This window comes from Tateyamaria pelophila (assembly GCF_019966495.1).
GTDB lineage: Bacteria > Pseudomonadota > Alphaproteobacteria > Rhodobacterales > Rhodobacteraceae > Tateyamaria > Tateyamaria pelophila.
Genome location: NZ_JAIMIA010000080.1, coordinates 1 through 21003, shown reverse-complemented (window position 1 = coordinate 21003; position 21003 = coordinate 1). Strand labels below are relative to the sequence as shown.

Here is a 21003-nt window from a genome sequence, read left to right as displayed (position 1 = left end):
ACATCACGCAATTTCCTGTCGATGATCAAACTGGCATCCGTCAGGCTGTGGATCGAGTTTTATGAGTCCGCTGCCTAACAAAAAATTGGTACTTCGACGCGTTTGGTACCATGCGATGCCAGACAAAGGTTTTGAGTGAAACGGGCAATGCCGAGGATAAATATCTGAGGCTGATATCCTGATTTCTGCATCCTAACTGCGGTTTTCGGATAGCGCTTCGCACAACGGATTGCAGGGGAACTGTTCCGCACTCTACGATCGGAAGTGTATGGCTGATCTTTCTGATCCCGTTTTGAATTGTGTCGAAGCGCACTCGAAGCGTGGACTGCGACGATTGGTAAATTCGCGGTATCAGTTCCTGCAACATCTTCCGAGAGAAAAACAGAATGAAAACAATTCTTAAGACAGCCGTCCTATCATTGTCTGTCAGTGTGGGCCAAAGCGCCTTTGCTGCCGGCGAAGCCGAGATGATGAGCACCTGCAATTCATACGCTTCGCACCACCTTCATGTGTCGACCAGCGACATCGCTACCTTGAAATACGAAGGTCAAAGGGTGGATGGAACCCACGCGGTCAATGGAAGCACCACGTTTGGTGAAACATTCCAGTGTTCGTTCAACAGGTCTGGCAGCCATGTTGTGAACTGGTACCATTCTGGCGGCAGCCGCGGCAACGCTCAAGCAATCGAGGCGGAAATGATGTCGGCATGCAATTCTTATGCGGCACACCACCTTCATGTTGCGGCGAGCGCGATCGCATCAGTGTCCTACGAAGGGCAAAGAGTGGACGGCACGCATGCAGTCAACGGAAACACGACATCGGGCCAGACGTTCCAGTGCTCGTTCGATCGGACAGGTGCGCGCGTCGTGAACTGGTACCACTCCGCACCGACCAACTGTCCGGCAGATGTGTCGGAGGCCAATCGCTATCTTTATCCGGCATGTGGTTGATCTGGACACGAAGCGAAGTGACGGACATTTGACAATGAAGAAATCACCATTCTTTGCGTTTCTGATGTTGGCTGGGACGCCGGCACTCGCCCAGGACGCAGCAGCGGAAGCTGTGGGGGCGGGCGTTGGCCTTCTGATCGGTCTGACAATCATGATTGTTGTGGGGGCTGTCGTAGGTTGGCTGGCCGGGCTGATCGTCAAAGGAAGCGGATACGGTTTCTGGGGCGATGTCCTGATCGGGATTGGCGGGTCGATCTTGGCGGGGTTCCTCTTTCCTCTGATCGGATACGAGGTCGGCACCAGCATTCTTGCCTCGATCATTCCCGCAGTGATCGGTGCTGCCATTCTACTTCTGATAATCCGCACGACCCGACGCAAATCCGGCTGAAGGATCAACGATCCGTGCAGTCGCCAACATCCTTCGATCCCAGATCGAGGGGAAAAACGTCAACCACCACATGAAAGGAAAAGTTATGGTCTGGAAACTGAAAACTACACTTGCAGCAATTGCAATTCTGCCGCTCGCGGCCTGCGTCGAGGACACGGGCTCCTCGGGAACTCCGGCCGTCGGAAGCTCTTCGGATCTTTCGTCTTTCCAAGGCGCGCGCGCCGGGCAAGCCGAGATGGGTATCCAGAACCTTGGCTACGAATTGATCCGCACGCAGGGCCTCACACAGTACTGGTTCAACCGGTCCACAGGGGCGTGTGCAGAAATGACGGTCGGTAACGGTCGCTACCAGTCTGTGCGGATGCTTCCCGCGGAAGACTGCTAAGCTTCCGGCCCCCTTCGTTGAAGGGGGGCACACTGCTTTTTTCCTGACACTCATCTCAACACTTAGGATGTCACATATCGTGAAGTGTTTCCCCATAAATGGCTCGCCTCTGAGGCGCGCTGCCGCCGTGCCTCTGATGCTGTTCGCAACATCGGCCTATGCTGTCGACATCACGACCTGTCCGACAGATGCGGCGGTTCCCATGCGCGTTGCCGAGGCTTTGGATGGCGTTCTGACCGCCGCCGTTGATACAGAAGGCCCGCTCAGCGCGGCTTTTGGCGCGGCACCCGGTGCTGTTTTGTCCCTGCAAGCGCCCGATTGGACCTATGCACGGGCCGCGGGTGTCACCAACCTGGAGACCGGTCAACCGATCTCGTGCGACATGGCGTTTCAGATCGGCAGCAACACCAAGATGATGACGGCGGCCGTCATTCTGCAATTGCAGGAAGAAGGCGCGCTGTCTCTCGACGATCGCCTTGCAATTCACCTGCCAGAGATAGCGGCGGGCCTTCCGAACGGGGACGTCATAACGCTCCGCCAACTCGCCAACCACACCGCTGGCGTCTTCAGCTATACAGACAACGCGCCGGATGGCGCACCCGGGATCATGGAAGGCGATATTTCCGATCCCGACGCGTTAAGGCGCGGTTTTACTATGACCGAACTAGTCGACTTTGCCATCGAGCATGGCGAACCATCCTTTTCGCCTGGGGCCGAGGGGCAGTGGGCGTATAGCAACTCTGGATATATCCTACTTGGGCTGATCATCGAAAAGATCGAGGCGCGGCCGATAGCAGAGGTGTTCAAGGCGCGGCTTTTCGATCCGCTCGTGATGGAGGACACCGTCTACTGGAACGATGTCCCCACACCGGAGCTTGGTCTTCCGCGTGCGTATCTTGGCGTGCCGTTCGATATTGAAACGACCGATTGGAATATGTCGCAGGGGGCTGCAGCGGGTGCCGTTGTGTCCACCGCCGCAGACATGCATGTGTTCATCCAAGCGCTGATGAGCGATGCGCTGTTCACGGTGCCCGACACGTTTGATGACATGCAGGATACGGTTCCTACAGGAAGCCCCGGCATCCCGGCATATGGCATTGGATTGGCCGAAAAGGCGCAGGGCGTTTGGGGACACGGCGGGCAAACACTTGGTTTTCAGTCAGAAGTTGCCGAGTTCAGCGAACAAGGGATCTCTTTGGTTGGTTGGGCGACAAGCTCTCAGAACATCATGGGCTTGGGCGCTCAGGTCGTTTCGCAAGCCCTTGTTGATGGGGGTGTCCTGCCAGATCCCTCAATCGCCGCCGCTGCTGCGCTTCGGGAAAGCCTTGTTGATACGGAATGGCGATTGATCTCTGTGGCGGATCCTGAAACGGGCGAGCAGGCGATGCAGCCGGAACGCTACTCGATCACGTTTGTCGAACCGGGGGATTTCGCCGGGCAAGCGGATTGCAACCGGCTGCTTGGCGGTTGGAACCTCGATAAAATGACACTCACGATCACACCGGGCCCAATGACAAAAGCGCTCTGTCCTCCGGATTCGCAATCTGACGCGTATGTCGGGTGGTTGGGTACGACTACCTCGGCACAAATTGATGATGCGGGGCATTTGATCCTGACGTCCAATGACGACGGGATGTTCACGCTTCTTCAATTCGAGGCCGCGCAATGACGCAAACTGCCAAGCGCCGGAACAAGACGTCTTTCTTAACCCAACGCTGTGGGCACGCGGACATTGCGATGCCTTTGAGCACGTCGCTGTTCAAACCCTCAGCTAGCCCCCTTCGCCGAAAGGAACACTGCACATGAAAAAGTCACTTGTTGCATTCACCGTCGCCATGACGCTGGCCATGCCTGTCGTCGCCACCGCACAAAGCGACATGCGGACGGAGCAAGTCCGATTTGCGGCCGGAACATCCGGCACCTCCATTAACGACTCGATCACTGGCGAAGAAAGTGTGCTGTACACAATCGGCGCCGAAGCAGGCCAGCGGATGAAAATTCGAATGGACCCATCGAACCTTGCCACATACTTTAACGTCTACGCCCCAGGCACTGGTCCCGGTGACGAAGCTCTGGCCAATAGCCAACTCACAGGCGCGATGGTACCTGATATCAACTATTTCGACGGGGAACTGCCCGTTTCGGGGGAATACTCCGTCTCTGTCTACATGATGCGCAGTGCTGCGCGCCGCGACGAGGTGTCGAACTACGAGATCGTTATCAGTGTTGAGGGGGCCGCCAGTGGTTCTGGTGGTTCGGACTTCGCTGACGGATTGGCAGGGGGACCCGACTTCTTCCGGGTCTCGACATCAGGCGGCGGCGGGCTGAACTTGCGCGCCTCTCCGTCTTCGGGCGCAGGCGTGGTGACACGCCTTAACAACGGTCAGAACGTGCGCAATCTTGGCTGCCAGATGGCAGAAGGTCGCCGTTGGTGTCGTGTTGCCACGCTGGCTGATCCCGGTTTCGAAGGATGGGCAGCAGGTGACTTCCTTGCTGAGGGTAGCAACGATCCCTCGGCCGGAATGAACAATTCCTCGTCCTCCTCCTCTGCCGGAAGCTCTGGTGACAGCACATCCACTGTGACTGTTCGCTTCCCATCGGGCAGCACAGGCACGGAACTGACAGGGTCGCTCGCGCCGGGCGAGTCGCGCCGTTACGTGCTTGGTGCCGCCAACGGTCAGAACCTTTACGTGCGTGTCGCGGCACAAGGCCCGGATATGTCCTACCAAATCTTTAATCCCGACAACAGTTTCCTGCTCGATCAAACGACCTCGGCGCAGGAATACCGTGGGCAGCTTTGGCAAACAGGCGATCACGTCATCGAAGTGATCAACCGGGGTGGATCAACCACGTCATACAACGTGATTTTCGGGATCGAGTAATCGCAACGCCTAAAGAAAACTCAGAAAGAGGAAGCCACTACGATGGACAGCAAACTCAAGATCATGATCGGTGCCGCGGTGCTTGCTGCGCTGGCTGGCTGCGTCGAAACCACCGGCGGAGGACCATCTGTGAATGATGGGCTGAGCGGAAGCGATGCGCAATTCGACGCCATGACAGCGCCATGCATCAATCAAGCGGCGCGCATGACGGGCTTTCCCGCCAAAGACATCAATATCGCAGAGCGCATTCGTACCGGTGGAGGGGCGCTTCTTGTGCTGGATGTCGGCGGCCAGAATCTGAGCTGCCGGAGCGAAAGCGACGGAAGCGTCACGGTGTTCAGCGAATTCGCCAACTGAACTTAAGGCATGGCAGTCCTTTGCAAATGGACCATTCGGATCGTTGGAGCCTGCTACCTCGTGGCTCTCGCGTTGCTCCTGATCGGGACCTTCGGGCTCTTCGGTCAGGAGCGTGATCCGCTGTCCGGGGTCTTCTTGATCCCGCTAGGCCTGCCATGGGTTTCCTTGCTGGACGGTGTATCGGACGGCCTCAAGCCATGGTTGGCGGTCCTTGCTCCAGCATTGAACCTTTTCATTCTGATGGCACTGTGCCGCGCTTTTTCACGCAAGAAGGCCTGATCGAAGGACGAAGCCATGCAATTCGATATCCCACACATCATCGTGACGGCTATCATCCTTTATTCCGTAATTTGGGGCATGCAGCATATCTCGCCCTTTTCCGAGATGTCCAAAGGCAAACGGAACGGCATCCAGTTTATCATCCTGTTTGTGCTGCTTTTTATTCTCAACATCATCTGGCCATACGGCTCGGGTGCCTAAGTAAGGAAACGCAATGAGTAAGTTATTGATCGGACTTGGTGGCCTCGTCGTCGGAGCCGTAGCAGGCGCCCTTTTCGGAGGTGCGGTGATCGGTGGAACGGCCGCCGGTGTTGGCATTGCCACTGGCTTGTCAGCGGGCATTTGTTCAACGGTGACGGCTGCGCAGGAGGAAGGTCTGTTGACGGCAGAGCAAGTCGACCAAGTGCTCAACCGTGCCGCGGCAGACGTCGCGACTGCGGCGGGAACGGTGAACCCCGAAGCCATGGTGGGAAGCGCTGACGAATGCGTCACCGTGATGGACAGTCTGGCCGCCGCGGAGTGATGGCGACGTGGTCGTAAAGCGATTGATCTTGGCCCAGAAAGCTTAGGAGCAGTCGTTCTGTGACATGTCTTGCGGATCACAACACACATGTTTCGTCAGAGGGTGCCAACAGGTTGCTCTGGCTCGATGCCAGCCGCACATTGGCCTTGTTGGCGATGGTCGTGTTCCATTTTTCCCGCGACCTTGAGATCTTTGGGATCTTGCCAAGTGGGTTCACAATGACCGGAGGCTGGGCAGTGTTCGCGCGCGTCATCGCCGGCGCTTTCCTGTTTTTGTCGGGCGTCAGCCTGATTGTGGCCCACGGGGCTGGCCTGCGGTTCCATGCGTGGGCCAAACGGCTGGCAATGCTTGTGCTGGCGGCACTTTTGGTCAGCGTGGGAACTTACGTCGCCTTCCCAGAGAGCTACGTCTATTTCGGCATCTTGCACGTCATCGCCGCCTGTAGCCTTATTGGCGTTCTCATTATTACCGCGCCGACCTGGGCGTTGATCGTATCAGCCTGTCTTGTTTTGGTCGCGGACGCATATCTGGGCCGACAGGTCTTCGTGTCGCCTTGGCTGGCTTGGACAGGGCTTGGCAGCACAGTGCGCCCGTCACTGGATTTCCTGCCCTTGGTGCCTTGGCTCGCGCCGTTTCTGATGGGAATGGCATTTGCAAAGCTGGTGCCGATGCGCGGCGTCTTCGGGACCATGCAGACCACGTGGCTGGCTAACGCGATGACCTGGCCGGGGCGGCACAGCTTGGCGGTTTACCTGTGTCACCAGCCTGTTTTGCTTGCGACCATTTGGGTCGGCACGCGGATCATTTGACTTTGGACCACAAGATGACGCCCGATAAGATCGATCACAATCAACATCTCACTCGCACTGGCTGCTTGCGCGAGACTGATCCCGGCGACACGCGCGCTTTGATGAACGAAAGGAACACTTCACAATGTTAAAACTGGTGCTAGGCCTCGCGATTGCAATTGCGGCGTTGCCCGCGTTTGCCGATGTCACAAGCCGCGATGGCGGTCCGTCGAAATCCGAAATGCTCGCGCGGTCAAACCCGGGCGCGCCTGACGGTGCTGCTTTCTTCCGCCCCGTGCTCAGCGGTGTCTTGTATCGCGGTGGCTTTTCCGGGGGCGACAAGAACCGCACCGGCATGTCATCAGCACAACGCCAATCGCTTTGCTCGGAAGGATTTTCGCGCGGTTTTTATGCCGATTTCGGCAAGAACACAGAGTACAGCGTCACATCTTGTGGCGGGGGCAGTTTCGACTATCAATCCGCGCGGTCATCGCGTCCGGCCAACGTGATGAAGGCCATTCATGACACCATCGAAGGCAACAAAGGCCCGGTTTACGTTCACTGCATGTGGGGCGTGCATTCGTCCGGTGCACTTTCAGCAATGGCGTTGGTTCAGTTCTGCGGCTGGTCGGAAAGCCGCGCAAAGGCGTATTGGAACGATGCCCGAAATGGTGCGCCCTGTTCTGGTGGATGTGATGCATGGATCGACCGCAAGTTCGAAGGCTTTTCCGTCAACCCGGCGCTATCGATCAGTGACGCACAGCGTGCCGCAATCTGTCCGAAGGGGTGACATGAAACATCTTGGTATTTTCTTGGCAGCACTTGTTGCCGTCCCGGCCTACGCGAGTGACGCCGTGCAAGGCACCGAAACAACCTTTGCCAGCCCAAATGGCTTGACAGAGCGCTGTGTGCGGATCGCGCAAATTCCTGACGGTGCCTATGCTTCAGATGATCTGGAGGAAGAGGCCGCGTATTGCGCCATCGATCTTTATGCCAACGCTGTTGCACTGTGCCCGAAAACCTGGAGCACGAGCCCGGGCATGATGGTCTACGACATTTCGACCGGACCTTACGCCAATGATCGCAATGCGTTCATGCGAAACGCCTGCCCGGAAGGCAAAGCGGCCAAGGACTTGGCTGAAGATGATCTGGCCAAATTCAAGGTTACCATGAACGCCAAGGGCACCAGCGGAACCTTCGCAATCAGTTCTCTGCTGTACTACCATTTCTCGCGGTATTTCGACATGACGGTCAAAGTACCTGTCGCTGTGTGGCGCACCATTGATGCCGCAGCCCATGCCGATGAGGTTGCACGTCCGGGCTTATCGCTTTCGGGAAAAACCGGGCGCATGAACCATGAAGGCTGGCGGCATCTTCTGGATGCCGAGGAAAACCCGGCCTCCTATTCCCCGACGGATGAGGTTTTCACCGCAGATCGCCAGCAAATCCACGGCGTACTCCTGTCCAGCCCCGGCCACCGCTACGGATCGGAAGTCAACGGAACGCGCAAGTCGGGATGGGGTAAAGGCCAGAATCTGGACTTTCAGGAAACACCCGCCTTCCTCGCCCTGCGGTCCGAACTTGGGCTGGATGAAGCCATTGCAAAGGGGTTGCAGCAAGCGCGGCGCGACAGTCAGATCAACCGCGACCTCGGCCCAGATGTTCCGGCGGAACAGGTGGCCTACTGGATGCGGGAAGTGTCCGAGATTGTCCTTCTGGATTTCATCTTCAGTCAACAGGACCGCATCGGAAACATTGACTTCACGCCGTATTACTATTGGCTCGAAAACAGGGAACAAAAGCACAAGAAGGCCAAACACCACGAACTCGGTGATGGTGACGTGCCGGCGGACGCCATTCTGTTGCGCCGGACCAATCTGAACGACAACGATGCCGGCGGGCGCGTGGCTTATGCGAATTTTACCAAGTCCACCCAGATGCTAGAAAAGCTTCGGCATTTCGATGCGGGCGTCTACAGAAAGTTGATGGCGCTGGACATGGACCTGCAATCGGGTGGTCCAGTGTTTCAATGGTTGGACAGCAGCCTTGGCCTGAGCGATCGCCAAGTCAAGCAAGTGCTAGACAACACTGCTTTGGCGGCCGGTATTCTGCGCGACAGCTGCAATCGTGGAGATCTGCGTTTTGATCTGAACCCGAAACGGTTCTTTGAAACCGGCGATGTCGCCCTGGAAACGGTCTCCTGTGACGGGACTTAAACTCGGAACACTCTGTTGTGCGCTGTGGTTTTGCATTGCCACGGCGGCAATGTCGGCGTCGCTGCGTGTGGCCGTGATTTCCGACTTGAACGGAAGCTACGGGTCGACCGACTACAGGTCGTCCGTTTCGGCGGCGATCAACCGGATCATTGCGATCAACCCCGATCTCGTCATCTCGACCGGCGATATGGTCGCCGGTCAGCGGCGGCCGCACTTGTCTGAGGCAGAACTTCGCGCCATGTGGCGTGCTTTTCATCAAACCGTGACCGAGCCGTTGCATGAGGCGGGGATAGCGCTGGCCGTGACCCCGGGAAACCACGACGCGTCAGCCTATTCCGGCTTTGAGCTTGAACGTCGGGTCTATTCTGATGAATGGCAAGACCACCAACCCACGTCGCGCCTTGTGGACGGCAGCAATTACCCGTTCTTCTATGCTTTCGATCTTGGTCCTGCTCGGTTCGTTTCCATGGATGTAACAACTGTTGGTGAATTGAGTGCGAGCCAGATGGAATGGTTGCGAAAGGCAACGCAGGGTGGTGACGCGCAAATCGTGTTCAGTCACCTGCCGCTCTGGCCCTTCGCGATTGGCCGCGAAACCGAAGTGATCGGAGACCGAGACCTCGAACGTCTGTTTCTGGACATGGGCGTCGATCTGCACTTGTCGGGACATCACCACGCCTTCTACCCCGGTGTTGTGGATGGGCTTTCGGTCGTGTCGCAGGCGTGTCTGGGGTCTGGTCCGCGCAGGCTTATCGGAAGCAGCCGTAGAAGCGACTTGGCCATCACTCTTCTGGAAATCACATCAGAGGGCGTGACACGGGTTTCCGCTGTCAAAGGGCCACGCTTTTCCGATCCGGTGACGTTGTCCGACCTGCCTGAAAGCATCCGGTCATCGCTGCGTGTCATTGAGCGGCTGGATATTTCGCCGACCGAAACGGTAATGTGGCAGAACAGTTTTCGCGCAACGTCTGAATAGGACCGAACAAACCAAATGGGTCATAACCGTTTTAACCTTTGCCTCGTGGCTGTCGCCGCAGCTGCGTTATTTATCCTGACGCTCGCGGCCTCAACCGCATTTGCACAGATCGCCGACAGCTCGCTCGTCATTCCGGCTGATGTCGAGGTGCGGGGACGCGGATGGAGCCAAATCATCAATATTAGCGAGATGCTGGACTTCACTTTGACTGTCCTCGAAACGACGGTTTTGACGGCTTTCCTGGTTTTTCACCCCTCCCATTTCCGCCAGAGGGCATCGAATGTGGATATGCGTAAAGGCATGTTCCTGTTTTCGTTTATCGGGATGCTCACGGGTTTTCTCGTGTTGCATCACGGCTACCTGATCGGCTTCGTAATCTTTGGCATCGGCGGGCTGTTTCGCTTTCGGATGGAATCCAGCTCCATCGCAGATACCGGCAAACTGGTCATCGTTTCGTTGATTGGCCTTGCTGCTGGATTGGACTTGCCAGTTATGTCGTTGGTCGCAGCTGTTGCGGCCTGGATCGTGATTTGGGCCTTCGGCGGTTCGGAAAAGCTGACGCTCGAAGTCAAGTTCGACGAACAGGCTGAACCGCAATTGGCAATGCTGCGCCTTCAAGATCATCTGGTACAAAACGGGTTTTCTGTCAGTTCAGTCTCCAAGACTAAGTTCAAACCAACCGCGCAATATCTTCTCATCGCGCGCAAATCGGAAGACCAGACGCGACTGATCCGCGAAATGGTGGAGGTTCGGAGTCAATCTGGCAGCGGCGTGGTGGATTGGCAGGTTGAATAGGTCTCGTTCAAAAAACTGAGGTTGCATGAAATCATTTTCTGCCATTGCACTGTCGTGCGTCCTTATGGGTCATTCAGACATGTTGTCCGCCGACCCGCCGGAACAGCTTATTTATCTGGGTAGCTATTCCGCCTACGACAAAGCGATGGGGCTTCGAGAGCCGTCTGGTCTTTCCTCTGATCATACGTCAGGAGAGTTCTGGACCGTAAGCGACGACTCGCAGCATATTTTTCGTATCGATCAGGCTGGGCAGGTCACTGCGCGACTGCCAAAGCTCCAAGAACTTGTTGATGCAGAGGGCATCGCAACCAACAAGACGGGCGACTTCGTGATCTTGTCAGAAGACGCGAGGTCGATTTTCACCCTCACATCAAATGCCGACGCACAAGCGCAGCGCCACAAATTGCTCGAAATCAACGGCGCCGATATTCTTCTGGCTGCGCTTGATGGTCAGGCTGATCGGCTCGGTCCCGAAGGTTTGGCAATTGAAAGGTCTACCGATGCTGTCTTTGTCGCCAATGAGCGTGATCCGCGCCTGTTGATCGAGCTCTCGCCCTCGCTGAGCGAAATCCTGTCGGTCACAGTGTTGTCTGCAGACATCGGGTTTGTCGCCAAGTCCGTGGATGATGCCAGCCTTGATATCTCCGGGCTTGCGACAGACAGGACCCGGAACGGTCTTTGGTTGTCCAGTGACACGGGCAAGGCGGTGTTTTTCTGGGATAGGACAAACAAGCCTTCTCAAAGTTTCGAATTGCTTTGGTTGGAAGATGGCGAAATCCGAACGGTCAAGAATGCCGAGGGTGTTGCTTTGAACGCAAATAATGAAATGCTTTTTGTCATAACAGACGATGGTAAGCGGTCGCGATTGCACACATACCGCATTGAATGATGGCATCCTGTGGACTGAGCTGGGAGGTCAATCAACCTCTAAAAGCATGGCTTTCTAAAACCGAATTCTGGTGTAGGCGCTGCTTATACGCACGGAAATAAGCTATTCACTAGGTGGCGACTAAGCATTTGGGATCTTGGACGCGCGGCCGGTCGGGGACGTTCTCACCGGGTTCGGTTGACCGTTTGCATAGAAAAGGATCCGCTCCAACATCTGAGTCCACTTTTTTGGAGGATTGGACAGGCTTTTGTCATGGAGCGGGGCCTTAACCATTGGAGGTATGCAAATTGTGTGCAATCCAAAGTGGAGGTCCGCTATACTGCCAGAGCGGTTGCTTACGCAAACGCAGCGAATTCACGCTTTGTCCCGCATCTTCCATATTGGCGAAGCGTGCGGCGAAAGTTCGGTCTTGGTTCTGGAACAATCGGGGCCCCTGAACGACCGGTCTGGCGACATCCGCTGCGACACAGCGATGAACGTGCCGCGCGTGCGAACGAATGCTGCGTAAGCGAAGCCCGAAAAGTGAATGACCGGAAAGTCCGCATCTCACCATTTCGCGACCCGCGCGGGGAAGGTCGGCTAACTCTGTTTTGGGGCAAGGGCTGAGGTGCCGCTTCGGGCTGACACCAGGCGACTGCACCTGCAGCATCGCCAGCTATCAGGCTGGCAAGGCAGGCCTTATCGCGTCGTTGCGCATTGCCTGATTTAAAAGATTGGATGCTGGAAAAAAGGGCCAGCTCGAGGCTGGCCCAGTCTGAGGCAGATAAAGCGGTGCAGGCGGCACCACTTTGAGCAGTTGAGGTGTCATACAGGCGAAACCTCAACATCAAGCATCCGCATACTGCAGGATTCTGCAAGAAACAGAGTGGCTTGAAGGAAGCTGAGTCACCTGGAAGTCACACTTCGGTGTTTCCAACCCTATAGACGCGTCCTCGGCGTTCGACCTTTTCCGAGGTGACCTTAAGGCCGAGTTTCTTCTTCAGCGCCCCGGCCATTGCACCCCTGATGGTGTGCGGCGCCCACTGCAGGGCGGCACTGATCTCCTCGATGGTCGCGCCATCCGGCGCGCGAAGCATGGCGATCAGTTGGGCCTGTTTCGTGCCTGCGCGGGGTGTGCGCTTCTTGCACGGTTCCTGAGCGGCTGGTTCGGCCGCCGCGCTTTCTGTCTCTATGCCGATGGCGGAGAGCCCTGCATTCGTGGCGATCAGCGTGACGCCGTGGCCGTCGCCGGTTTCGCGCCAGACCGGCTCGCCCTTGCGCATGTTGGCATCGACTTCTTGGAGGAAGCCGTTGGCAAGCATGGCGCTGACCACCTTGGTGGCGGCACCGCCGCGCAGATGCGAGGGCAGGGGCAGGGCCATGCGCTCGTCCTTCTGGGCTGCGCGGGACAGGATGATGGTCTGGGTGTCAGAAAGCATGGTCATGGGGTCGTCTCCGTGTTCGGACCGCGACATGCGGACCCTTCTACCGGGACGAGCCCCGCGCGAGCGGGGTAGGCCTGCGCGGCCGCGCGGTTCAGATCACGCCGATGTCCTTCAGACAGGCGGCCGCATCGATCAACTGATCAGTCGGAATCTCGATGGTGATCGTCATGCTGTCGGCGGAAGCGCCCGTAAACGCCGCCGTCGTCCATCAGGGCGCTTTCGATTTCGTCAAGGACCGTGGTGATGCGTCTTCGGTCAAACTGATCGGGCAGCTTACGGATGGCAATGCGGATGGTGCTGGTTTCCATGGCGTTTACTCCGCGTGCTCACCCTCGCTGAAGGCGCTGTCGGTGATGCGCTTCAGGAGGCTGGCGTAATGCTCAAGGGTGCCGACATGGCCCCAGCTAATCTCGTCGGGGTGGGCGTTGAAGTGGTCGTTGCTCAGGCTCGACAAGCGCGCCAGCATCTCGTCGATCTCGGCCTTCTTGCCGAGGAAGGAGTTCAAGGCCGCCTCCTTTTTCCGCGCAGCCTTTTCGGCGCGCAGCTGGTGGCGCGGCGTTGTGAGCGGGTTGAGGCGGGTCATATCCGGGCTCCTTTGAGTGCATCGTTTTGTTGCAATCACAGTCGCTCTGTGGGTGGGGTATGTCCAGTGTAATCGTAGCAATTACATTGCTTTAGAGGGGCGCATGGCGCAATCAAAACGCGGGTCGCTGATCGAGGCCGTGACCAATACGGTGGTGGGCTACGCGCTCGCGGTGGGCACACAGTTTGCCGTGTTTCCGGTCTTCGGCCTGCGGGTCGGCGTGGCCGAGAACCTCACGCTGGGTCTGGTCTTCACCGCCGTATCGCTTGCCCGCGGGTACGTCCTGCGCCGTCTCTTCAACCGCTGGAGGCTCTGATCTATGTCCGAGTCCCGCAATCGCGGCCAAACCATCACTGTGGCACAAGCCGCAGCCCTGCTGGGCCGGTCGGAACGCTGGGTTCAGGGGCTCGTGAAGGCGGGCTACATGGATCGGGCTACCCGCGGGGAATACACGCTGGTGGGCGTCATCCGCGGCGCGCTGGCCTATTACGAGGACCAGCTGTCCAAGAACAACAAGGCCGCGGTGGCAAGCCGGGCCACGGAAGCGCGCACGCGTGAGATTGAACTCAGGATTCAGGAACGCAGCCGGGAGTTGATCCCGATGGAGGACGCAAAGGCCGTGGTGGGCGAGATGGCGGCGCTGGTGCGGGCGGAGCTTGCGGGGCTTGCTGCGCGATATACGCGCGACATGGAGGCGCGCCGCGCGCTCGAAGAGGTAATCGATGGCGCGCTGGAACGCATTGCAGGGGCCGCAGAAAAAGCGGGTACAGCTTTGGTCGCTGGCAGCGGCGATCTGGAGGCCGAGCGAGAGGCGTGACCCGGCGGCTTGGGCCGCCGCCCACCGCATCTATCCCGAAACGGCTGGCATTCCCGGTCCCCGCGATCCAAAGCTGACGCCGTATATGATCCCGTGGTCGGCGGCTGTGCATCGCGGCGGCTATCGCCGTGTGGTGGCGGTGACCTCGGCGCAGTCGGGCAAGACCGACAGCATGCTCGATATCATCGGCGCGCGGCTCGACCAGTGCCCGGCGCCGATCTTGTACGTCGGCCCGACGAAGGAATTCCTGACCGATCAGTTTGAACCGCGGCTGATGGCGCTGCTGGATGAGGCCGACACTCTGGCAAACAAGGTGGTGCGCGGCCGTCGCATGAAAAAAACGCTGAAGCATGTGGCAGGCGTTCGGCTGCGTCTCGCGCATGCGGGGTCCTCGACGGCGCTGAAGTCAGACCCGGCGGCGCTGGCGCTGATCGACGAATACGATGAGATGATGGCCAATGTGAAAGGTCAGGGCGACGTTCTGGGCCTCGTCGAGGCCCGCGGCGAGACTTACGCGGATTTTGTCACGGCGATCACCAGCACACCGGCGCGGGGCCTCGTGGAAATCGAACCGGATAAGAGCAGCGGGCTGGAGTTCTGGGCGCGCTCGGCCCCGGATGATGTTGAGAGCCCGATCTGGAAACTGTGGCAGGAGGGCACACGGCACCATTGGGCCTGGCCGTGCAAACACTGCTCGGACTTCTTCATCCCGCGGTTCAAGCAGCTGCGCTGGCCCGAGCGCGCGACACCGTCGCAGGCCAAGCAGGCGGCCACTCTGGAATGCCCGCGCTGCGGGGGGCAGCACGGCGAGGCTGACAAGGCTGGGATGAATGCGCGTGGCACGATGGTGGCGCCGGGGCAGGGGGTGACGCTGAAGGATGACGCCCCGCATGTCACTGGCGCGCCCGCAGACAGCTCGACGCTCTCGATGTGGACCTCGGGGCTGTGCTCGCCCTTTGTCACCTGGGGCCAGCGTGCGGAGACCTATCTCACGGCGCTGCAATCCGGCGATCACGACCGCATCCAGACCGCGATGAACGCGGGCTTTGGCGAATGCTACGCCATGACCGCTTCAGGCGATGTGCCGGACTGGCAGGAGATCATGGAACGGCGACAGCCATATCGGGCGGGGGACGTGCCAGCCGGGGGCTTGCGCCTGGTCATGGGCGTCGATGTGCAGAAGTTCAGCCTGGTCTATGTGATCCGGGCGTTTGGCGCGCGGGGCACGTCCTGGCTGATCGATAACGGCCAGCTTTATGGCCCAACGGAGGATGACGATGTCTGGTCAGCGCTGGCGGACCTGATGCTGACGCCTGTGGGCGGCCTGCAGATCGAAAAGGTCTTCGTGGATTCTGGCTTCCGGCCGGACAAGCCGGAGCTGGGCAATGAGCACAAGGTTTATGAGTTCTGCCGGCGCTACAGCTGGCTCTGCGCGCCCACCAAGGGCCGGGATCTGCAAAACCCGCCCTACAGGGTCTCCAAGATCGAGGTGAAGCCAGACGGCAAACGCGCGCTTTACTCGATCGATCTGGTGACGCTGTCGACGGATTTCTTCAAATCGCTGGTGATGTCACGCATCCGTACGCCCGCCGATCAGCCGGGGGCGTTTCATGTCCATGAGGCGGTCTCGGAGGATTACTGCAAGCAGCTGACCTCGGAGGCGCGGGTGGTGGTGCAGGGCAAGGGCAGCAACCGCACCAAATCCACCGTGCGGGTTCGGGTCGAGCATATCTTCGGGGCACAGGCCAATGACATGGGCGGCACCCTGGTGCGCACCATCTGGCTGGTTCGGGCCAAGGCCAAGATCGGGATGAAGAACCTCGCCTACAACATGCGCCGCCTCTGCCAGTTGCGCCGCATCAATCCAAATCCGGCGTAGAAATCAGTCGGCCAAGGACGCAGATCATGCTGCGCGTCACGAAAAATCACACGTAAAAGCGCAGCGCATCATCAGACCCGAAACAACAACCCGGCAGCTGACGCACTCCGACCCACTCCAGGCTGCATCACCTGCTTCATGGTCGCGAAAACGGTAAAAATCGAGGTGCCCTGCGGTAGCTGGACAAGAAATTTGAATTCCTAGTGGACGTTCAAATGGCTCAATGATACCTACAACCAAAATGAACAGCCAGGTAAGATGGGGCGGGCGGTGCAACACCACAAAACGATCTATTTCTCTGACCTTGCGGGAAAGCACCAAGGCCGCCGAGGGCTCACTGTGGCCTTCGGGCCAGATGACGTCGACCTATTTCAGAGCATTGAGCATCTAAGCAGCGCCCGACTGCGGAAGCTAATTGGTGCGGACAGCTTTAAAGAGCTCGAGCAAGCAGCACAAATTGCCAGTCTCAACGTAAACCATTTCTGCAAAGTTCGTCTCAACGAGCATGTGGCTTCTGGCCTTCTTACCGACGAAGGAGCGTTCAAGGACCAACTTCAGGTAACATTTGCCGGCGGTCGCCACGACCCATTGCATAATTGGTTCCCTTATCTTGAAGGCTATTCGCCTGATTTCGTCTGGGAAGTATATAGCCGATACTGCGACGGAGCGGAGCGGGTTTTAGATCCATTTGCCGGATCAGGGACCACCCCGATCACCATAATGGGCCTTGGGAAAACCGGACTTTTCTCTGACGTAAGTCCCTTTTGTGTTCACGTAATTAGGGCCAAAGCTCTGGCGCGAACGCTGAGCCATGCGAAGCGTCCTGAGTATGCGGAGAAACTGATGGATTTGGCGATGATTGCGAGCCGCCCGCTGCACACATATCCAAGAGACGAAAGGCTGGACGTCGCTTATCGTGCAACCTTTGGGACCAGCGAGTTTTTCTCGGCAGAACAGTATGACAAGATTCTCAGAGTTCGCAGCATTCTCAATAATGTTGAAAACGCCGAAATCCGCGAACTAGCTGAAGTCGCAGCTATCCGTAGCCTTATCCCTTCATCGCGACTAATTCGTCGTGGGGATCTGCGCTTCAAAACACCATCCGAAGAAAAGCGGGGAACCACAGATTTTATTGAAACATTTGTTGCCTCCCTGGAAATTGTCGCAAACGACATCCAGGAACTGAGCCCCTCGAGCGGCACAGTCTTGCAGGTTGGAATGAGCGCGCTTGACAACCAGTACACTGGCGGCCTCGATGCAATCATTACCTCTCCGCCCTATCTTAACGGTACAAACTACTTCCGGAATACGAAGGTTGAGCTTTGGTTTCTTGGCCACCTCACCTCGAAAGTTGATTTGAGTGCGTTCCGAGATCAAGCGATTACGGCTGGCATCAACGACGTGACGAAAGCCAAATCAAAGAGACGGGACGGAAAATTCGAATCTGAAAACCTTAATCTGATCGTCGATGAAATAACAGAATGTGCCTATGATCAACGCATCCCGGCAATGGTACGGACATACTTCAACGACATGCATGAAGCGCTTCGGCCAGCTCTTTCTGCTCTACCCGAGCATGGTCGTGTCTGCATCGACATCGGAGATAGTGTTTATGGTGGCGTCCACGTACCCACAGATCAACTGATCGTTGAGATTGGCGAACGCCTTGGCTTCGATTTAAAGGATGACATAACGCTCCGCGAACGCATGTCACGCAGTGGACAGAAACTGCGGCAGTCCCTTTTGGTATTGGAGAAGCCCTCCAAGGGACGTGTAGAGCGTATTTCCACCCGATCGAAATGGCAATCTTTCAAAACGAGCCTTCCTCATCGCGAACCCGGAATGGCCGCACGAAACTGGGGAAACAAGCTCCACTCGCTGTGCTCTTACCAAGGCAAGCTCAAGCCAGCAATTGCATCGAGCCTCGTCGATATCTTCGTTGGAGATGGCGGCTCAATGCTAGACCCGTTCTCGGGCGTAGGTACGATTCCGTTTGAGGCCTCACTGCGCGGCGCAACTGCTTTTGCGCTCGAGATAAGCCCATCAGCATACCGAATTTCCCACGCAAAGCTTACCCGCCCAACGCGCTCTGAGGTAGACAAAGTACTGGAGCTGCTCGAAGAATTCGTAAGCAGCTATCAAACTAGCGATGAAGAAATTCAGCGTGCGCTGGAAATTCGCTTTAACAAGAAACTTGATGATTATTTCCATCCAGACACGTTCCACGAGATTCTGGCCGCTAGGAAGTTCATGATGTTGAACACGTCTCACTCCCCTGCGCTCTCCATGGTCCATGCCGCTCTGCAGCATATACTGCACGGAAATAGACCGTACGCCCTTAGCAGACGTTCACACCCACTCACACCATATGCCCCGACCGGGCCGTTTGAATACAGAAGTTTGATGGAGCGACTTCGAACCAAAGTCACGCGTAGCCTCGAAGTTGATCTTGGAGAGCATTTCCAAGAGGGTCATATTTGGCAGATGGATTCTACGGATCCTTGGCCGGAGGAAATTGCAAACATCGACGCGGTTATTACGTCCCCACCGTTCTTTGATAGCACGCGCTTTTATCTTGGAAACTGGATGCGCTTGTGGTTTTCGGGATGGGAGGCTGAAGACTTCAAATTGCAGCCGCAGAAATTCATTGATGAGCGCCAAAAGTTAGGATTTGAGGTTTATGAGCCGATCATCAGGCAGTCGCGGGAGCGACTGAAGCCTGGAGGCTTTCTAGTTTTGCACCTCGGTGAAAGCAAGAAATGCGATATGGCCGATGAAATCTCGAAGGTTGCACGGCCCTTCTTCAGGACGTTCGACGTCTTCTCTGAGAGTGTAGAACACTGTGAAAAGCACGGCCTCAGGGATAAGGGCACAGTGACGGCGCACCAGTATCTCGTGCTTCAGAGCTAGCTAGATGCGCTACCTGGCTGCTTGTTTGCCAGATCGATGATGCTTTGAGAAATTGATGTGGAAACGGAAAAGAAGTCGAATCCGGTCATCTTAAAGATCCGGTTCCTTACCTTGATAATCTCCTCGATATAAGCGGCGTACTTTGCCAGCAGCTGATCGACAAATACCTTGCTCTTCAACGCTGCTAGGGCATCTGGGTTTATGTGCGTCGGACCGCTAAGTACCGAGTATGGAACGCCCGTCTTAATCGCTAAGCTTCGCAATTCTGCATCCGAATAATACTCACTTGGCCAGCTGCCTGATTTCTGTCCATTGTGAAGCCCGCACAGAAGCGTTGCGTTGTCCGTAGTCAATGGCCAAAGGAGGGACACCGGGAGCGTATGATCAAGGTGGCCTTCTTTAGGATTACTTAGGTCACACCCACACTTGAAGCACTTGTTGTCAAATCTCTTTCTAACGAGACCACTATCGATCTTTCCGGCCCCTGTGATGTCCAGATAGAGGCGCCGCTTTTGTGCAGCTTCTCGATGTTGGTCAGTTATTCGAGTTTGGTTCTTAATTCCATTATATACCGTTTTGCAGAGGCGGCACTCGCCCTGTCGGCCCGACTTCCGCGGCGCATGCTTATGGAATGCTTCCAGTGGCTTTAGGGAATTGCAAATGATGCAGTACTTATACTGCATCGCCTCCGCGACGTAGTCATCGATCAGGATCTCGAACGACCCATCCTCAATCTTTGTATTCGTGGTAGTATTCCATAGTTCGTAGTCATAGAATTTCTCCGCGTCACCTGTCCGGTGCACGTACCCGCACGCAGCGCAGTCAATCTCGAAATCCTCGCCCAAAGTGTCTTCGCGGACCGCAATAATTTCTTGGCACTGTGGGCTAAAACATTGAAAAACCTTGAACACGACATCGCCCATGTCTTTAACATGGGTAGCCCTTATCTGGTTGAGCTTTTTGACTTCGGTGTATGCTTTACGTCTGGCCATACCTTTCTTCTACTGCTGCTATTCGACAAACACAATCGGCCTCCAGCCGTGGAGAGCTGCAGAATTTTGCAGTCGTTTCCCAAACATTCCCAATAGTTTGAGAGTTTGTTTTGGACGATTCTCCGGCCCATGCGGACCATGCTCCATCGCCTTCTCGGCCTCGCTCGCGCTCGCGGCTTCGACGCTGCGGGTGGTGGGCGGCGTTGGGAGGGGGCGCGGACTGTCGACGGGCTGAATGGTGCGATCCTCGCGGGGGCGACGACGGCGGCACGGCGGGCCGGGTGGTATGCGCGGAACAACCCGTGGGTCGCGGCGGCTGTCGACAGCCTGGTCGGCAATGTCGTCGGCGCGAGGATCAAGCCGCAATCCACCCATTCCGACTGGGCCGTGCGCGAGCGGCTTCAGGCGCTCTGGCTGCGCTGGACCGATCATGCAGATCCGAGCGGGCTCGCGGATTTTTACGGGCTACAGGCCATGGCAGTTCGTGCAATGGTCGAGAGCGGAGAGAGCTTCGCCCGGCTGCGCGTGCCCAGCGACATCGATACCATTCCACTCCATATTGAGCTTCTGGATCGCGAGCAGGTTCCAATGGACCTGCATCGTGAGATCGGCGGCGGGGCGCGGATCCGAGCGGGTATCGAGTTCGATGCCGCCGGTCGCAGAGCCGCCTACCGGGTCTTGTCCTCCCGTCCGGGCGATCCTCTCGGGTCTGTTCGCATGGATCCGATCCGCGTCAGCGCTGGAGACCACCGCCGAGAAGTGGCTGGCAGGCATCGCGCCCGCGACGGCCGCCGATGTGAACCCGTTCTCGGGCTCGCTCTCGCTGGTGGTCGAGCCGCGGCTGTCAAGCGCGACCCGTTGGTATGTCACCGCCGACCCCACCGAGATCGACGGTAAACATCAACGCTGTTTCATCTGATCGTTGATACGTTGGGCCAACTTTTGAGTCTTGGGTGTATCCAGTTCCTCG

General features: G+C 57.2%; 24 protein-coding genes and 1 pseudogene. 21 read left to right on the top strand and 4 right to left on the bottom strand.

Going from position 1 to position 21003, the window contains the following annotated elements; all coding sequences use genetic code 11:
• The first annotated feature begins 386 nt into the window (after window positions 1-386).
• The 15 genes from LC354_RS19500 (at window position 387) to LC354_RS19430 (ending at window position 11428) form a co-directional block, all read left to right on the top strand.
• Complete coding sequence (locus tag LC354_RS19500) at window positions 387-950, top strand: hypothetical protein (RefSeq protein ID WP_223426997.1); 564 nt, start codon at window positions 387-389, stop codon at window positions 948-950.
• 34 nt (window positions 951-984) lie between these two features.
• Entirely contained in the window at window positions 985-1338 is a 354-nt protein-coding gene (locus tag LC354_RS19495) for a GlsB/YeaQ/YmgE family stress response membrane protein (protein WP_223426996.1), read from the top strand.
• An 85-nt stretch (window positions 1339-1423) separates the two neighbouring features.
• A complete protein-coding gene (locus LC354_RS19490) occupies window positions 1424-1723 on the top strand; it encodes a hypothetical protein (RefSeq protein WP_223426995.1) in 300 nt (99 codons plus the stop codon).
• A 136-nt stretch (window positions 1724-1859) separates the two neighbouring features.
• Window positions 1860-3392 carry a serine hydrolase gene (locus tag LC354_RS19485; RefSeq protein WP_223426994.1) on the top strand — a complete coding sequence of 511 codons (1533 nt, stop codon included), beginning with the start codon at window positions 1860-1862 and terminating at the stop codon, window positions 3390-3392.
• A 133-nt stretch (window positions 3393-3525) separates the two neighbouring features.
• Window positions 3526-4605 carry an SH3 domain-containing protein gene (locus tag LC354_RS19480; protein WP_223426992.1) on the top strand — a complete coding sequence of 360 codons (1080 nt, stop codon included), beginning with the start codon at window positions 3526-3528 and terminating at the stop codon, window positions 4603-4605.
• Window positions 4606-4647: 42 nt separating this feature from the next.
• Window positions 4648-4962 (top strand): hypothetical protein, encoded by a 315-nt coding sequence (locus LC354_RS19475; protein WP_223426991.1) that lies wholly within the window; start codon window positions 4648-4650, stop codon window positions 4960-4962.
• Window positions 4963-4971: 9 nt separating this feature from the next.
• Window positions 4972-5241 (top strand): hypothetical protein, encoded by a 270-nt coding sequence (locus LC354_RS19470; protein WP_223426990.1) that lies wholly within the window; start codon window positions 4972-4974, stop codon window positions 5239-5241.
• A gap of 15 nt (window positions 5242-5256) precedes the next feature.
• A complete protein-coding gene (locus tag LC354_RS19465; RefSeq protein WP_223426989.1) occupies window positions 5257-5442 on the top strand; it encodes a hypothetical protein in 186 nt (61 codons plus the stop codon).
• Window positions 5443-5455: 13 nt separating this feature from the next.
• Entirely contained in the window at window positions 5456-5764 is a 309-nt protein-coding gene (locus LC354_RS19460; protein ID WP_223426988.1) for a hypothetical protein, read from the top strand.
• A gap of 59 nt (window positions 5765-5823) precedes the next feature.
• The gene (locus tag LC354_RS19455; protein ID WP_223426987.1) at window positions 5824-6573 is read left to right on the top strand and encodes a heparan-alpha-glucosaminide N-acetyltransferase; all 750 of its coding nucleotides are present in this window, start codon (window positions 5824-5826) and stop codon (window positions 6571-6573) included.
• 124 nt (window positions 6574-6697) lie between these two features.
• Window positions 6698-7342: a hypothetical protein gene (locus tag LC354_RS19450; protein ID WP_223426986.1), complete on the top strand. Its 645-nt coding sequence runs from the start codon at window positions 6698-6700 to the stop codon at window positions 7340-7342.
• A gap of 1 nt (window position 7343) precedes the next feature.
• Window positions 7344-8768, top strand: coding sequence for a hypothetical protein (locus LC354_RS19445; protein ID WP_223426985.1), 1425 nt, complete (start codon window positions 7344-7346; stop codon window positions 8766-8768).
• On the top strand, window positions 8755-9744 hold the full coding sequence (locus tag LC354_RS19440) for a metallophosphoesterase family protein (protein WP_223426983.1): 990 nt from the start codon (window positions 8755-8757) through the stop codon (window positions 9742-9744). Before LC354_RS19445 ends, LC354_RS19440 begins: the two co-directional genes overlap by 14 nt.
• 15 nt (window positions 9745-9759) lie before the next feature.
• Complete coding sequence (locus LC354_RS19435; protein WP_223426982.1) at window positions 9760-10539, top strand: hypothetical protein; 780 nt, start codon at window positions 9760-9762, stop codon at window positions 10537-10539.
• A 25-nt stretch (window positions 10540-10564) separates the two neighbouring features.
• Window positions 10565-11428, top strand: a complete 864-nt coding sequence (locus LC354_RS19430; RefSeq protein WP_223426981.1) for an SdiA-regulated domain-containing protein — start codon at window positions 10565-10567, stop codon at window positions 11426-11428.
• A gap of 896 nt (window positions 11429-12324) precedes the next feature.
• Here LC354_RS19430 and LC354_RS19425 read toward each other — a convergent pair.
• The 3 genes from LC354_RS19425 to LC354_RS19415 all read right to left on the bottom strand — a co-directional run bounded on the left by LC354_RS19425 (window position 12325) and on the right by LC354_RS19415 (window position 13435).
• Window positions 12325-12852: a DUF3489 domain-containing protein gene (locus LC354_RS19425; RefSeq protein ID WP_223426980.1), complete on the bottom strand. Its 528-nt coding sequence runs from the start codon at window positions 12850-12852 to the stop codon at window positions 12325-12327.
• Between the two features lie 140 nt (window positions 12853-12992).
• Window positions 12993-13160 (bottom strand): hypothetical protein, encoded by a 168-nt coding sequence (locus LC354_RS19420; protein ID WP_223426979.1) that lies wholly within the window; start codon window positions 13158-13160, stop codon window positions 12993-12995.
• Window positions 13161-13165: 5 nt separating this feature from the next.
• Complete coding sequence (locus LC354_RS19415) at window positions 13166-13435, bottom strand: hypothetical protein (RefSeq protein WP_223426978.1); 270 nt, start codon at window positions 13433-13435, stop codon at window positions 13166-13168.
• A gap of 103 nt (window positions 13436-13538) precedes the next feature.
• Between LC354_RS19415 and LC354_RS19410 the strand changes: the two genes are divergently transcribed.
• The 5 genes and pseudogenes from LC354_RS19410 (at window position 13539) to LC354_RS27910 (ending at window position 19041) form a co-directional block, all read left to right on the top strand.
• A complete protein-coding gene (locus LC354_RS19410) occupies window positions 13539-13751 on the top strand; it encodes a DUF7220 family protein (protein ID WP_223426977.1) in 213 nt (70 codons plus the stop codon).
• A gap of 3 nt (window positions 13752-13754) precedes the next feature.
• A complete protein-coding gene (locus LC354_RS19405; protein WP_223426976.1) occupies window positions 13755-14252 on the top strand; it encodes a hypothetical protein in 498 nt (165 codons plus the stop codon).
• Window positions 14158-15081: pseudogene (locus LC354_RS28055) on the top strand (phage terminase large subunit family protein); the annotation flags it as partial. The gene LC354_RS19405 and the pseudogene LC354_RS28055, both read left to right, overlap by 95 nt.
• Window positions 15079-16131 (top strand): terminase gpA endonuclease subunit, encoded by a 1053-nt coding sequence (locus tag LC354_RS28050; RefSeq protein WP_399203955.1) that lies wholly within the window; start codon window positions 15079-15081, stop codon window positions 16129-16131. The pseudogene LC354_RS28055 and the gene LC354_RS28050, both read left to right, overlap by 3 nt.
• A 270-nt stretch (window positions 16132-16401) precedes the next feature.
• Complete coding sequence (locus LC354_RS27910; RefSeq protein WP_223426972.1) at window positions 16402-19041, top strand: TRM11 family methyltransferase; 2640 nt, start codon at window positions 16402-16404, stop codon at window positions 19039-19041.
• Here the strand turns inward: LC354_RS27910 and LC354_RS19390 are convergent.
• The gene (locus LC354_RS19390; RefSeq protein WP_223426971.1) at window positions 19038-20033 is read right to left on the bottom strand and encodes an HNH endonuclease; all 996 of its coding nucleotides are present in this window, start codon (window positions 20031-20033) and stop codon (window positions 19038-19040) included. The two genes, LC354_RS27910 and LC354_RS19390, sit on opposite strands and share 4 nt — an antisense overlap.
• 129 nt (window positions 20034-20162) lie before the next feature.
• On the opposite strand from LC354_RS19390, the gene LC354_RS19385 reads away from it, so the two are divergent.
• On the top strand, window positions 20163-20930 hold the full coding sequence (locus LC354_RS19385) for a phage portal protein (RefSeq protein WP_317849361.1): 768 nt from the start codon (window positions 20163-20165) through the stop codon (window positions 20928-20930).
• The last annotated feature ends 73 nt before the right edge of the window (window positions 20931-21003 follow it).